This is a genomic window from Candidatus Bathyarchaeia archaeon, from assembly GCA_038883335.1.
GTDB lineage: Archaea > Thermoproteota > Bathyarchaeia > Hecatellales > Hecatellaceae > JAVZMI01.
On sequence record JAVZMI010000006.1, the window covers coordinates 15,299 to 27,770 of the forward strand.

Consider the following 12,472-nt stretch of genomic DNA (forward strand, 5'->3'; position numbering starts at 1 on the left):
CTTTTGTAACCATGAGTATGAAGGGAAGTTTAACAGTCAGCAACTTAGGACTGCTCGCAATATTAATTTTATTTAAATAATTATATAAAAAATTAGAGTTTTTAATTTAAAAAAATATACTAAAATGCAAGAGATACTTCCAGACTCATGGACTACTCAAGGGCAGATATCCGCTGGCGGTACGACTGTACCTGGTTATATTTGTAGACCCACAGGCAGAACATTTGGTTAGGTGACTCCTGAAGGTCCTCCCGCAGGCGCTACAGTGGGAAAGGTTTGGGGAGTAGACGAAAAGGCCTATACTATAGTTAGCGCAGATCTCTTTAGTCTGCTTCAGCAGCTCTTCACTAGTAGATCCATCCTCCAATGGGACGGGAGCTAGATGACCCCCCCTAGAGAGAGGATGGAACCTCGCCTCGAATTGAAGCCTCTCCAAAGGTGAGAGCTGAGCCTCACGTGGAACAGCCAAATAGTTGGTGTAGAGAGGCCGATCATTCTCATACCGGTACACCGTGGATCTTCCGTATTTCTCCAAGTCCTGCTCTGCCAAAGCTCTAGATGCTCTCTCTTCCGAGATTTGAGAGACTGTGAACCGTCTCCCTGATTTTTTATAAGATAAACTAGCAAGGCTTGCCAGATGTTCCATTATCTGAACGGCGAAGTTTTGGGCGATCACGTCCTCATATATATGACGATCTACGTGAAACTTGACGGTTTCATCTAACCCGATAACGCTTATGACTTTTAGGGATCTTTCAAGTCTGTAGTAGGCTTCCTTAGTGCTGTATTGCAGGTAGGGTAGGAGCCCTGACTTTAACCTATCCTCCATCACCTGATATTTTATATCTAGAGCTCTATCAACTATCTGGAAGGCGCTATCCAGATCTCCAAAGAACCTTTCATCACTCCCTCTTGCCTCATAGGCAATCCGTGGCAAGTTCACTGTAATGTTAGCCAAACAACCAGTCCGCATGGTGTCAACTTCCCAGTCGCCTGTAGCGTCAGCCTCAATCCTACCACCAACCGCATCGTAGCTAGAGGTATTCTGCCATTCTTCAGTATTATTGGCGATGTATACCACGCCGAATCTCGCCGCTAATTCATGAGCCTTCAATAGGCTCTCATCATACTCATCTGCGAGGCACTCACGCCTGAATTTGAGTAATAGGCGAGGGTTGAGTAGGGGTTTTTTCTCACTGAGCTCCAAGGCAGCTTCAAAAAGTAGTCTCATGAGTCTCTCCGCTTCATCCTCGTACTCACCGTATACGCCTTCCCTGCCCCCAGGAGGCACTATGGCAGGCGACTCCTTCAGGTGTTCTGGAACCAAAGCTTCGAGCCCTAAAGTCACAACTCCCGGCTGGTTACTAGTTCTAAGACCGATCGTACATAGGAGACCTTTCAGGCTCTCAAGTGCTTCACCGTCTGAGAGCCCCTCCAAGTATGGCGCAAGGAATATGTTGAAGTAATCTATTGTCTGCTCCCCAGCAACCTCCCTCTTGAAGGTTTCAGTTATATAGGAGACTGCCACCAAAGCGCCCGCTAGGCTCTTAGGTTTAGGGCAGTAAGGTAACAGCAGACTTGTTTCGAGGGCACCTAGATCCTTTGAGAGGAAATATCTCAGGTCATGGTAGATGCCACGGGGCTTTAACACCCAAGAACTCGGTTGGCATATGTATATTTGACCGGAGAGGTGAGCGTCGGCAATCTCTTTTGGGAGAATTTTTAGAAGCATATACTCGGTCATCACTTGGCCGCCCGCCGCCGAGTATACGTCCTCAACTGTCCTTGACTCCTTAGCTGCCTCTCGAAACAGCACCGTAACGTCGTAGACTGGCATCCCCAGCCTCGTCAGCTTATGTCTATAGTCCTCAAGCCCCTTCTCTATCAGGATGGCATTTACAAACTCCCTTATGAGGGGAGCAGTCAGATACTTGGCCGGAACCTTTAAGAGACGCTCCTCAGCTTCAAGAGAGATTTTTTCAGCCAAGTCTTGGGGAAGCTCAGCCTCTTCCACTAGTGCCTTGGTGATCTTACTTCTTTCGAAACCTTCAATTGTGTGGCGGGAGGTTCTCACCAAGAGTTTCCCAGACTTTTTGAGTGAGTACTCCTCGAGACTTTGAGAAAAGTTGACAACTATAGTGCCGAGTTCAGTTATCTTATACTTCTTGGTGGCTGTATCCACATCTATGAGATCTGCACTTAGTAGGCTTCGGAGGTGATACACGAATTTACCAGCATCCTTGGCCGGTTCAAGGTTGAGCATCTCCATGATCTCACTATAGGCGAGTGGTCCCCTCATATTGAGAAGCTTGAGTACCTGAAGCCTTGTAGGCGCAGACGCTGCATTAAATATATCTGCGCTAATTTTCTGCGGCTTCCTTGGCATCTGTCCTTCCCCGTTACGGGTGAGTTTGTCTAATTTTTTAAACCCAACCCTTAAATTACCATTAACGTGTTTGTAGCATATAAGCCTGAATCTCACGTGTTCTTATGTAGAGGTTTGACGGAGGTTTGGACTTGGAGAAAACATCTCAACTTCCAGGATTCTATAAGTTAAGCTACGAGAGAAGGCTGGAGATAATCAAGAAGTTCGCGGAACTCACTGAGGAGGAGACGCGGTTGCTTAGTTCAACCTCACCTCTGAAAATCGAGGTTGCGGAGAGGATGATAGAGAACTTGATTGGAGTTATGCCGGTACCCTTAGGGGTTGCCGTGAACTTCCTCATCAACGGTAAAGACTATCTAATTCCCATGGCTACTGAGGAGCCTTCAGTAGTAGCTGCCGCCAGCCATGCGGCGAAACTTGCGAGGGATGGGGGGGGATTCCTGACGGATAGTACGGATCCTGTGATGATCGGCCAAATTCAAGTCGTAGACGTCAAGGATCCTTACGGTGCGAGAGTAGCCGTCCTTAAAGAGAAAGGGAAGATTCTCTCGAAGGCGAATGAACAAGACCCACTCCTAGTATCACTTGGCGGGGGTGCAAAGGATCTTGAGGCGAGGGTGATCCAAACTTCGTCAGGCCCCATGGTTATCGCCGAGCTATTAGTAGATTGCAAGGATGCTATGGGGGCTAACGTCATCAACACGATGGCTGAAGCTGTGGCGCCGATAATAGAGGAAACAACTCGCGGGAGAGCCCTCCTGAGGATAGTCTCAAACCTTGCCACGAGACGGCTGGCCAGGGCTACAGTAGTCATCCCAAAAGAGACCCTAGGTGGGGAGAATGTGGTGGACGACATAATTGCAGCTTACGCCTTCGCGGCGGCTGATCAGTATAGATGCGCAACCCATAACAAAGGAGTAATGAACGGAATTACCGCCGTGGTACTCGCGACTGGGAACGACACGAGAGCCGTGGAGGCTGGTGCACATGCCTACGCCAGTAGGGGGGGACAATACAGCCCCTTGACTGTTTGGGAGAAGAGCGTCGAAGGCGATCTCGTCGGCAGCATAGAACTCCCTGTTGCAGTAGGACTGGTGGGTGGAGCCACAGCCTCGAATCCGATAGCAAAGGTGGCGGTTAAGATTTTAGGAGTAAAGACTGCCCGCGAGTTGGGGGAAGTTCTAGCCGCCGTGGGTTTAGCTCAGAACTTAGCCGCGTTGAGGGCGCTAGCTACTGAGGGGATACAGGAGGGACACATGAAGCTTCACGCTCGAAATATTGCTTTCGCCGCCGGGGCGAGGGGTGAAATGATCGATAGGGTTGCGGAAAGGATGATCTCAGAGCACAGAATCAGGTTAGACAGGGCTAAAGAAATTTTGAGCGAATTGACACTGGAGAAGGAAAGCTAATGCAGTCTGTGGAGGGGTGGTAGTCCAGATTGGTCTAAGATTCCTGGCTCGGGCCCAGGAGATCGTGGGTTCAAATCCCACCCACCCCACCAAACCTATCTCCAGCGATGGTTTATAGTTTAACTTCCGTTTTGCAGAGGGGCCTCGTACCCAGAATTTTACCTCTTGAAAATTATTACTAAGATCGGTGCGGTGATGTGCATAATTAGTCCGTATAGGGCAGAAGGTAATGCATCTTCAGGGTTGGAGAATTGTAAGACCGCGGCTGTTCCTACGCTAAGCTCTTTAATCCTTATAGTTAAGATGGACGCTATAAATCAATTAACTCCGAAAATATTCGGCTATGAGCCTAGGGGGAGGGGCGTTCCCCCAGATTTAGTGGAATTGTAAGTTTTACGCCGTGTCTCAAAATGGTCACGTTTATTGTATCGCCGGGGGATTTATACTCATCTAGGTATGCTCCAAGGTCCTCAAGGGTCCTAACCTCAACACCGTCAACTTGTACTATGATGTCACCGCCGATCTCCATCGTTTGGCCTAGAATAGTAATCGGATGAGTTCCACCTCTTAACCCCGCGGACTCAGCTGGGCTGCCCTCCACAACATCTACTATTAGGACGCCGCGAGTGACGTTCAAATTCATAGCCTCCGCTATTTTTAAGTCTAGAGAGAGAGCGACAATACCGATCCAAGGATGCTTAAATTCTCCTCTCTCAACAAGAGAGGTAGCGACTCTCTTTACCATATTTGATGGCACCGCGAACCCTAAACCTTCACCATACAATTTCGGAACAGTAGCTGTTGTAATGCCGATAACTTCCTCTCGATAGTTTAAAAGCGGCCCCCCAGAGTTTCCTGGATTAACAGCGGCATCAAACTGGATTACATTGTAGATCGAGAAACCCTCCCTCATTTCGAGGCTTCTGTGAGTTTGGCTCACGACGCCGGTGGTTAGAGAGCCCCCCAGACCTAGAGGGTTACCAATGGCTATTACAGGTTCTCCAACCTTTACTGAAGATGAATTACCTAAGGTGAGCGGCCTAACTCCACTAGGCAGATCTACTTTTAACACCGCAATGTCGCTATAGGGATCTGCAGATACAAACCGGCCTCTAACTGTTGTCCCATCCATAAAAATGACTTCAATCCCTAGTTGAGCCTCAAAACCCTCAACTACGTGATTGTTGGTTAGGATGTAGCCTTCATCGCTGAATACGAAACCTGACCCTTCAGACTCGCTCACCAATCCATCCTGCATGACGCCTACCTTTATTGAGACAATAGACCCTGCAACGGCCTCAAATACCCTGTCCGCTGTCTTAATTTTGCCTTGTAACTCTGAGAGGTTTGCAGATATACCTTCAATTTTCTCTTTTAAAACTTCCTGGTCACTTTTGATCTGGGATAGTTTCTCTGATAGAACTTCGACATGCTCTTTAAGTTGATTTATTTCTAGCCGAGATGGGTTGAGAACCCAGGTAAGGTAGTTGCCAGCAAGTACGCCTGCAACCAGTGCTACAGAGACTATCAGAACAACCACTTTAACAGAGAGCTCTCTCTTTGCCTCTTGCTCCATGCCAAACACTACTGAGATGTCAATGTCTATCCAGATAAATATTTCAATGCCCCTTCAGACTTAATCCGTCAAACTAGCTTCCGCGGTGTGTCCCAACTCCCCGTCTATCCTGGCTAGGTTCGGCTTCCATGTGAGCGCCAAAAACCCTCCTACCACGCCAAGAACAAAACCCACGATAACACCCCCACCTACGACTATACTAAGTGTTGAGAACACGGAGATGACGATGCCCCATAACCTCTTCTGTGAAGGGTTGCGGTATAACATAGACGCCCCCAGCAACACGATGACACCGAACATCGCCCCAGCAGCCATCAGCATGTTTAGGAGCAACAGAGCAACGGCCGAGGTGGTTATGTAGAAGTGAGAAGGAGGTATCAGTCCGGCTATGCCAAACTCGACAATAAAGGATCTGATGACGCCCAGAAGCACCACATTGAACAGTATAAGAGAACCCGCAGCGAAGGAGAGAACACATGCCGCCATTGGCCTCTCATTTCTACTCATAAAATCTACCTAGTTCAGGTTTAACACCTGATGCATATAATCCATGCTCCATTTGTAGGTTAGACTATCAATCAGCTAAGATTTGGTTGGTCAAGAAGCTCTCAACCGCCTTCACTAACTCTTCCCTGGAGCAGTCTGTCCTCCACATACTCTCTGGGAGGGTGAGCATCTCTCTCCTCTCAATTCTCCTGCCGACGATGATTACGAAGTTCCCAGCTTCATCCTCGGAAATCTCGATTGCACCCTTATTCTTCAGGCCGCGTATTCCAACTCTATCCCGAACTCTGATCTCTTTAATCTCCACACCTAAACTCTCTGTTGAGGGGATGTAACTTCTCAGCCTTATATAAATACGCCAGAACTCTTCCGCAGCTTAGGTGAGATAGACAGCCCCTGACAGAATAGAGGCTGTAATAACTTTTATACGCATTACTACGTATGAATAAGGTTAAATTGACGATAACAGTCGACGGCGCCGTCCTAAGGAGCGCCGAGAAGGTAGCCGCGGAGAGGCGAACGCCGCTATCCAGAGCGGTAGAAAGCTTCCTGCTGTTCTATTCAAAGATTAAGGTTTACTGTTTCAAATGCGGGGAGAAGATCAATATAGCTGAGGCCATGGTGTGTCCCAGCTGCGGCTGGGTAGCTTGCCCAAGCTGTGAATCCTGCAGGTGCGCCCTAGGCGAGGACGCAGCTGTGGCTGTCTACCATATTAGGAGAACCTACGAGGAGCTTTTGAGTTGGAGAGTGAAATAGCAGTGTTCCCTATAGTTTGGGTATATTGGGCGGTCAGCCTCACAGTAGTGACCTATGCGAGCAGTTATATAGTAAGAAGATTCCCGGAACACGGCTTCGCTGCGCTCACCGCTTTTTACACAATCTACTTAGGCGCATCTCAGATAATTGCCAGTAGGATTGTGGCTTTTGACTTGGGTGTTTACTCATTTTTCGCGCCAGCCGCTGTATTTGTCTACCCATTCATCGCACAGGCGATTGATATGGTAAATGAGACCTATGGGAGGGGCAAAGCCCATCTAGCGATCCTAATAGCCTTCATAACGCAGGTGTTGTTAGTGGTATTTATAGCAATGGTTAACAGTCTACCTCCAGCACCATTCTTCCAGTTTGAGGAGGCATGGCAGAGTCTATTCAGCCTGTCCATAAGGATAACTGTAGCCTCCTGGGTAGCGTTTCTAATCTGCCAGAATATAGATGCGTATGTCTTTGCTTGGCTAAAGAGAAAGTATGAGACAAAGATTCTGTTGCGGAGCACAGTAAGCGACATTTTAGATTTAACTTTGGACAGTGTGATCTTTGTAACCTTAGCCTTCTACGGGGTTATGCCTATAGTTCCCCTGATTATAGGTCAAATAGTTAGTAAGAACCTTATCGGGATTCTAGATAACCCGTGGTTTATATGGTATAAACGGATGACTGGGAAAGCTGAGGTGGAGTGGAGCAGCATAACAGTGACACAGCAAGCATAGCCTTTGACTATTAGCAACCAACCCGAGCGCCATACAGGTATGTCTTGTAATGAGTAACTGATTAGCGGTTACATGTGAATTGGGGGAGATGACAGTGAAGACAGGAGCAACGTGGAATGGGACAGACTTGGTATGGTCAGGTGACGGTAAGACCTACCTCCGCGGCGTTGGAGCTGAGTATCTCCTTCACCCCTTCTTCGAGGAGGGTTATAGGAGAGTAATTCAAGGGTATAAGCTTGGGAGGCACTATAAATTGGGGCTTTTCATTCCGTGCGCTTACGGAAAACCCTACAGCCAATCATACATTCATTACTTCATAATTAAGGCTTTGAAGAGGCTTGGTAAGGCATACGCGGACATCCACCAAATAGTGGTTTCCAATGCCGGAGTAATCCCGCGTGAGCTTGAAGAACACTACCCATATTGCTGCTATGACTGGAACCCCAGGTATGAGAACCCTGAGATAAAAGAGCTGTACACTGAAACCCTCAGCCGACGCTTGAGGCAGTACGTCGAGAGGTTCAATCTGTTCTATGATAGGTTCGCCTGTTACCTGAGATGGGATTCTGAAAGCTACCGCGCGATAAGAATGTTGGAGGAGGACATGAAGCTTAAGGTGAAGATACCTAACCTGTCCCTACGCCCTGAGAAGATACCGAAGAGCGAGGTGAAGCAGGCATCTTTTGGGGTCTACGACTATGAGGACGACATAGTCCTGATAACGCCGTCTAACCTACGCAGTCTGCAATCATCTATTAGAGGACTCTTGAGATGATAGGGGTCGACTACGACGAGAAGAGTAAGAGACTGGTAGCGATCCTCAAAGGGTTCCCCTGCTCGTGGGGACGGTGTATCTTCTGCAATCTATCCAAAGAATCTACAACTGATCTAGAGGAGCTTTTGAAGACAGATTTACATATCATCGAAGAGATAGCAAGGTATAACGCAACATGCGAGGTGAGGCGGCTTTCAATCTTCAACGGCGGATCATTCTTTGAGCTGCCCCTCTATGTAGTACAGCAGCTCTCAAATGTCACTAAGGGCAGATACGTCGACATAGAGTCGCTTCCACACTTCGTCAATGAAGACTCCGTAAAATGCACCTTAAGCCTTCTGCAGCCCAGTACCTTGGAGATACGTTTCGGCTTTGAGAGCAGCAACGAGTCTATTAGGCGTAGCTTGGGGAAATGCATAACCGAGTCTGAGGTGGCGAGAATCTCTGAGCTTAGAAAAACTGTGAGGGACAGCATGGGTGGGCGTATACGCTTCGTCGTGTATGTTCTTTTCGGGATGGAAGGTATAAGTGAGGAGAGCGTTATCGAGAGTGTGACATCATTTAAACAGTTATTCGACGGTGTGGTAGCTATTCGATATCGAAGGTACACCCCAGAGATGCCGAACACCAAGCCGATATCTCGTAGGCTCATGACCTTTTTATCCGAAAACTGCCTAGATGTGGATCTGACTGAAGGTAGGGTGTGGGAGATAGAATAGCGAGAGGTTGCTGGCTTAGAAAGTTAGGGGCAGAAGAGGTGAGTTTTGATAGTCCAATTCTGATAGTGAAAGTACCATGCTGTTCATTTTTCAGACTTCCATGTCTGGGTACATGCCTAATGTTCTCCTGAGGTCGTTCTTCAATCCTTTCTTCTCCACCTCTTTTATTAGCTCCGCAATAGAGGTTTCAAACCATACAGGTCTATCCATATCTTCCGAGATGATGAATATACTGTTACGCTCGTCCTTCAACCCAAACCTTATCAGATCGCCGAGGAGTTTCTCATCTACCTTGAAGTTGATCTCATAATCTTCACCATTTTCCAAGCTTCTGCAGTCAAATCTAGCGCTCAAACCCTGAATCGTTAGGCTCTTTACCTTATAGAAGACATCATTGAACTTTAAGTATAACCTGCCTTCACTGAGAACCTTATCAACGACTTTCAAGTATTTTTCAGCCAATGTTTAACACCGAGCTGAGTAGCGTTTTATGTTGAGGATAGATCAAACTCGACTTGGGCTGCCCCTCCAAGCTGGCAAGTCGCCGGATGTTTCCTCCGAACGCGGTTGATTAAGCTAATTATTGCTGATTGGTTATATGAAATTTTTCCAACACCCCCTAAAATTTAACGTTTAATATTTTTCTCAACTTCCCAAAGTCTTCTATAACGAATTCTCTAATATTTGGGAACCTCAATCCAGCCGAAGGATGGTAGGTTACAAAAAATTTTTCGGCTACTGATCACTAGTGTTTCACCGTGAAGATGGCTTACGCTCCCTCCCCCCAACACTGCCTTAAGTGCCACGTCCCCAAGCAGAACCACAACCTCAGGGTTTATGATTGACAGCTGCCTTTCTAAGTAAGGCATGCAGGCCTCAACCTCATCTTTCCTAGGCTTTCTGTTATTCGGTGTAAGGCATTTGACGCAGGATGTGAGATAAACCTCATCCCTGCCAAGCCCGGTGAGATTTAAAAGATCACCTAAAAAACGCCCCGCTCTACCTATAAAGGGTCTGCCAGCGGCGTCTTCACTCCTACCTGGACTTTGACCTACAAAGAGCACCCTTGCATCGAGGGCTCCCTCACCTGGTACCGCGTGAGTTCTATACGTGTGAAGACGACACTTTAGGCATGTTGAGACTTTGAGGTTTAACGCCTCGACCTGTATTTTCTTGATGGACAGAATCTCGGCCATATTACATGCACCCTGAAGCAAGTTATACCTTAGCTAATCTCGAAGGGGTGGTTTTTGCTTTGACAAATGCTTTAACGACTGTAAGGGTGTTTACCATGAATGGCAGATTTGTACACTGAACTACATATATTCCTTCTTGAGAGTAGTAGACTTCCCTAAAACTACGGAAAGCTGCCAAACGTTTATGGTGTAGACAGCATCCTTGGAAAAGTGGGGAGTGTGTTTGAGAGAAGACCCCAGTTTAGAGGAGGTTGATGAGCCTAGCCTTTTCATTTTTTTCTATGTAAACCTCTTCACCCTCCCGCATCTCAGTTATCCTCTCATCCTCATTATCAGCTGCAAGAAAGGCTGTCTCCCTCAGCACTTTGACCCTTACCTTCGAATCCTCCGAGACCACGAAGCTTCTTTCACATGTAGAGAAGGGATTGTTCAGGCAGACTCCAATCCCTTGGTCGAAGGGTTCTCCTCCAGCCGCATGATAGTAACCTGAGGAGCCAAATGGGGTTGACACAATTACGCCGTCACCGATCAAATATGGATAAATTTTGTCGTTGACTGCAAGCGAAAACCTCAGTGCTCTCGTTGGGAGTTTATTACGAACCTGTATCTCGTTCAAGGCTACGAAAACTTGATTCTTGAAAATGGCTCTAAGCTTCATTTCTTCTTTCACTTCATATAATCCATCCCTGAGTTTTAGAAGAGACTCATTCAGGTTGTTTATGGGGTATTCGCACCTCCTACAAACTCGAGTTCGCTTAAAAGCCAACTTCGGGATTGATGGGAATAACCTCTCACTGTAGAGAATGCTCCCATCGCCGCCACTCACTATAACCAGATCAGGATCCTTATGGACTACGTCAAAGCCTAACCTGGTTAGAGCATTTCTGATGAGTGCAACATCGCGGAGGCTAACTATCACGACCTTCATACGGCTACCAGAAAAAATGGTGGCTTCAAGTATATTAGAATAATTATTAACAGATTTAGGGTGTGCTAGATTTTCGACGCCTGTCAATAAATAGACTAGCAGCAATCTGTGTCTAACGGGTGGGAGCGTAAGGCTGCTCGGAATGTAAAACCTCTGCAAGCACGATCATTAAACTTCAATGTTTAACCGACCACTCTGATTATGAACCGCAGGGAAGAAGATCCCCAGCCATATTTAAAAAGGAGACACCTATAATAGGTGAATAAGTTTAACTGGAGAAGCATTGTAAAGCGTACCATGATGGAACACTTCTAGGGATGGTGAAAAGTGTCCGGGATTAAATCCGTCCAAGCTGCGCAACAGTCTCCAACCCGCAAACCGAAGACCTTCGGAACCTTACTCTCAGAGGTTATAAGGAAGAACCTCTGCGTCAGTTGTGGTGCATGCGCAGCCGCCTGCCCAGTCTCCGTCGTGGTAATGAAAGATCAAACACCGACATTGATAGGTAAATGTATACTCTGCGAGTTCTGTTACTACCAATGCCCCAGGACTGAACCCTCCCCAGAGGAACTCGAGGAGTTGGTCTTTGGACGACGTAGACTTGAGACTGAAACCTTTGGAGTTCACTTAGACTGTTATACGGCGAGATCTAAGAGGGAGGATATACTGGAAGTAGCTGCAGATGGTGGGGTTGTGACGGCGCTACTATCTTACGCCTTTGACAAAGGTATTATAGACTGCGCTGTGGTATCCGGGGTTTCAGATAATGAGCCCTGGAAAGCCATACCGAAGGTGGCCGTTACATCTGAGGAGCTTAAGAAATTTGCGGGAACACGATACACAACCAGCCAAACGCTTCTTGGAGTTAGTGAGGCTGTAGAGAACTATGGAAGGAGTAGGATAGCCGTCGTTGGAGTTCCATGCCAGATCAGGGCAATCCGCAAGATGCAGACTACGCCTATGGGAGTCTTAAAGCTGGGAGAGAGGGTAGTGTTGAGTGTAGGTTTGTTCTGCATGGAGTGCTTCAGCTACGAAGGGTTAATTCGCGAATATCTACAAGGCAAGAAGGGGCTAGACCTCTCAAAGATCAGGAAGTTCGCGATAAAAAAAGGCAAATTTGTCGTAAAGCTTGAAGGCAAAGATGTAATTGAGGTTCCCCTAGAAGAGGTGAAACCTTACGTAAAGCCAAGTTGCCTCCAGTGCGGGGACTTCGCCGCCGAGCTTGCAGATGTCTCGGTGGGATCCGTCGGCTCAGCTGAAGGGTGGTCTACAACAATACTTAGGACCGAGGCTGGTAAAAGACTATTCGAGGCTGCAGCCTCTGATGGGTATATTGAGTACCAAACTATAGATCAGGTTAAGAAAGGGTTGGAGCGCCTTACAAAGATTGTCGCCCTGAAGAGGGAGCATAGCGGAGGGAAACAGTTCGTCACAGTCCAGGATCTTAAGGTTATGCTAGGCCAGGGGCAAACCTGATGCAGAGCCTTCTTTC

13 protein-coding genes and 1 tRNA gene are annotated in these 12,472 nt (G+C 47.4%); 7 read left to right on the top strand and 7 right to left on the bottom strand.

All coding sequences use genetic code 11. From position 1 onward, the window contains the following. Window positions 1-145: 145 nt before the first annotated feature. Window positions 146-2,386, bottom strand: coding sequence for an anaerobic ribonucleoside-triphosphate reductase (gene nrdD / locus QXJ75_04035; protein MEM3737240.1), 2,241 nt, complete (start codon window positions 2,384-2,386; stop codon window positions 146-148). A 131-nt stretch (window positions 2,387-2,517) separates the two neighbouring features. On the opposite strand from nrdD, the gene QXJ75_04040 reads away from it, so the two are divergent. Both QXJ75_04040 and QXJ75_04045 read left to right on the top strand, forming a co-directional pair. Continuing rightward, entirely contained in the window at window positions 2,518-3,795 is a 1,278-nt protein-coding gene (locus QXJ75_04040; protein MEM3737241.1) for a hydroxymethylglutaryl-CoA reductase, degradative, read from the top strand. 13 nt (window positions 3,796-3,808) lie between these two features. Beyond that, window positions 3,809-3,887 (top strand) — tRNA-Pro (locus tag QXJ75_04045). A 257-nt stretch (window positions 3,888-4,144) separates the two neighbouring features. On the opposite strand, the gene QXJ75_04050 is transcribed toward QXJ75_04045, so the two are convergent. The 3 genes from QXJ75_04050 to QXJ75_04060 form a co-directional block, all read right to left on the bottom strand. Next, window positions 4,145-5,371: a trypsin-like peptidase domain-containing protein gene (locus QXJ75_04050; GenBank protein ID MEM3737242.1), complete on the bottom strand. Its 1,227-nt coding sequence runs from the start codon at window positions 5,369-5,371 to the stop codon at window positions 4,145-4,147. Window positions 5,372-5,431: 60 nt separating this feature from the next. Next, on the bottom strand, window positions 5,432-5,878 hold the full coding sequence (locus tag QXJ75_04055) for a DUF6114 domain-containing protein (protein MEM3737243.1): 447 nt from the start codon (window positions 5,876-5,878) through the stop codon (window positions 5,432-5,434). 67 nt (window positions 5,879-5,945) lie between these two features. Then, window positions 5,946-6,182 (bottom strand): hypothetical protein, encoded by a 237-nt coding sequence (locus QXJ75_04060; GenBank protein ID MEM3737244.1) that lies wholly within the window; start codon window positions 6,180-6,182, stop codon window positions 5,946-5,948. Window positions 6,183-6,316: 134 nt separating this feature from the next. Here QXJ75_04060 and QXJ75_04065 point away from each other — a divergent pair, with 134 nt between their 5' ends. The 4 genes from QXJ75_04065 (at window position 6,317) to QXJ75_04080 (ending at window position 8,856) form a co-directional block, all read left to right on the top strand. Next, complete coding sequence (locus tag QXJ75_04065; protein MEM3737245.1) at window positions 6,317-6,631, top strand: hypothetical protein; 315 nt, start codon at window positions 6,317-6,319, stop codon at window positions 6,629-6,631. Continuing rightward, window positions 6,616-7,362 (top strand): queuosine precursor transporter, encoded by a 747-nt coding sequence (locus tag QXJ75_04070; GenBank protein ID MEM3737246.1) that lies wholly within the window; start codon window positions 6,616-6,618, stop codon window positions 7,360-7,362. Before QXJ75_04065 ends, QXJ75_04070 begins: the two co-directional genes overlap by 16 nt. Window positions 7,363-7,450: 88 nt before the next feature. Further along, entirely contained in the window at window positions 7,451-8,137 is a 687-nt protein-coding gene (locus QXJ75_04075; protein MEM3737247.1) for a DUF5591 domain-containing protein, read from the top strand. After that, window positions 8,134-8,856, top strand: coding sequence for a hypothetical protein (locus tag QXJ75_04080; GenBank protein MEM3737248.1), 723 nt, complete (start codon window positions 8,134-8,136; stop codon window positions 8,854-8,856). The genes QXJ75_04075 and QXJ75_04080 overlap by 4 nt, the downstream gene beginning before the upstream one ends. A gap of 90 nt (window positions 8,857-8,946) precedes the next feature. On the opposite strand, the gene QXJ75_04085 is transcribed toward QXJ75_04080, so the two are convergent. The 3 genes from QXJ75_04085 to QXJ75_04095 all read right to left on the bottom strand — a co-directional run bounded on the left by QXJ75_04085 (window position 8,947) and on the right by QXJ75_04095 (window position 10,980). Further along, entirely contained in the window at window positions 8,947-9,303 is a 357-nt protein-coding gene (locus QXJ75_04085) for a hypothetical protein (protein MEM3737249.1), read from the bottom strand. 230 nt (window positions 9,304-9,533) lie between these two features. Continuing rightward, complete coding sequence (locus tag QXJ75_04090) at window positions 9,534-10,052, bottom strand: uracil-DNA glycosylase (GenBank protein MEM3737250.1); 519 nt, start codon at window positions 10,050-10,052, stop codon at window positions 9,534-9,536. 241 nt (window positions 10,053-10,293) lie between these two features. Beyond that, window positions 10,294-10,980 carry a hypothetical protein gene (locus QXJ75_04095; GenBank protein ID MEM3737251.1) on the bottom strand — a complete coding sequence of 229 codons (687 nt, stop codon included), beginning with the start codon at window positions 10,978-10,980 and terminating at the stop codon, window positions 10,294-10,296. A gap of 327 nt (window positions 10,981-11,307) precedes the next feature. On the opposite strand from QXJ75_04095, the gene QXJ75_04100 reads away from it, so the two are divergent. Continuing rightward, window positions 11,308-12,456 carry a Coenzyme F420 hydrogenase/dehydrogenase, beta subunit C-terminal domain gene (locus tag QXJ75_04100; GenBank protein MEM3737252.1) on the top strand — a complete coding sequence of 383 codons (1,149 nt, stop codon included), beginning with the start codon at window positions 11,308-11,310 and terminating at the stop codon, window positions 12,454-12,456. Window positions 12,457-12,472: the final 16 nt, after the last annotated feature.

What these genes read in the sequence shown, in the direction of transcription:
- QXJ75_04075 (MEM3737247.1), top strand. Translation starts at nt 7,451, where the DNA reads ATGACAGTGAAGACAGGAGCAACGTGGAATGGGACAGACTTGGTATGG.
- QXJ75_04065 (MEM3737245.1), top strand. Translation starts at nt 6,317, where the DNA reads ATGAATAAGGTTAAATTGACGATAACAGTCGACGGCGCCGTCCTAAGG.
- QXJ75_04055 (MEM3737243.1), bottom strand. Translation starts at nt 5,878, where the DNA reads ATGAGTAGAAATGAGAGGCCAATGGCGGCATGTGTTCTCTCCTTCGCT.
- QXJ75_04095 (MEM3737251.1), bottom strand. Translation starts at nt 10,980, where the DNA reads ATGAAGGTCGTGATAGTTAGCCTCCGCGATGTTGCACTCATCAGAAAT.
- nrdD (MEM3737240.1), bottom strand. Translation starts at nt 2,386, where the DNA reads ATGCCAAGGAAGCCGCAGAAAATTAGCGCAGATATATTTAATGCAGCG.
- QXJ75_04090 (MEM3737250.1), bottom strand. Translation starts at nt 10,052, where the DNA reads ATGGCCGAGATTCTGTCCATCAAGAAAATACAGGTCGAGGCGTTAAAC.
- QXJ75_04080 (MEM3737248.1), top strand. Translation starts at nt 8,134, where the DNA reads ATGATAGGGGTCGACTACGACGAGAAGAGTAAGAGACTGGTAGCGATC.
- QXJ75_04050 (MEM3737242.1), bottom strand. Translation starts at nt 5,371, where the DNA reads ATGGAGCAAGAGGCAAAGAGAGAGCTCTCTGTTAAAGTGGTTGTTCTG.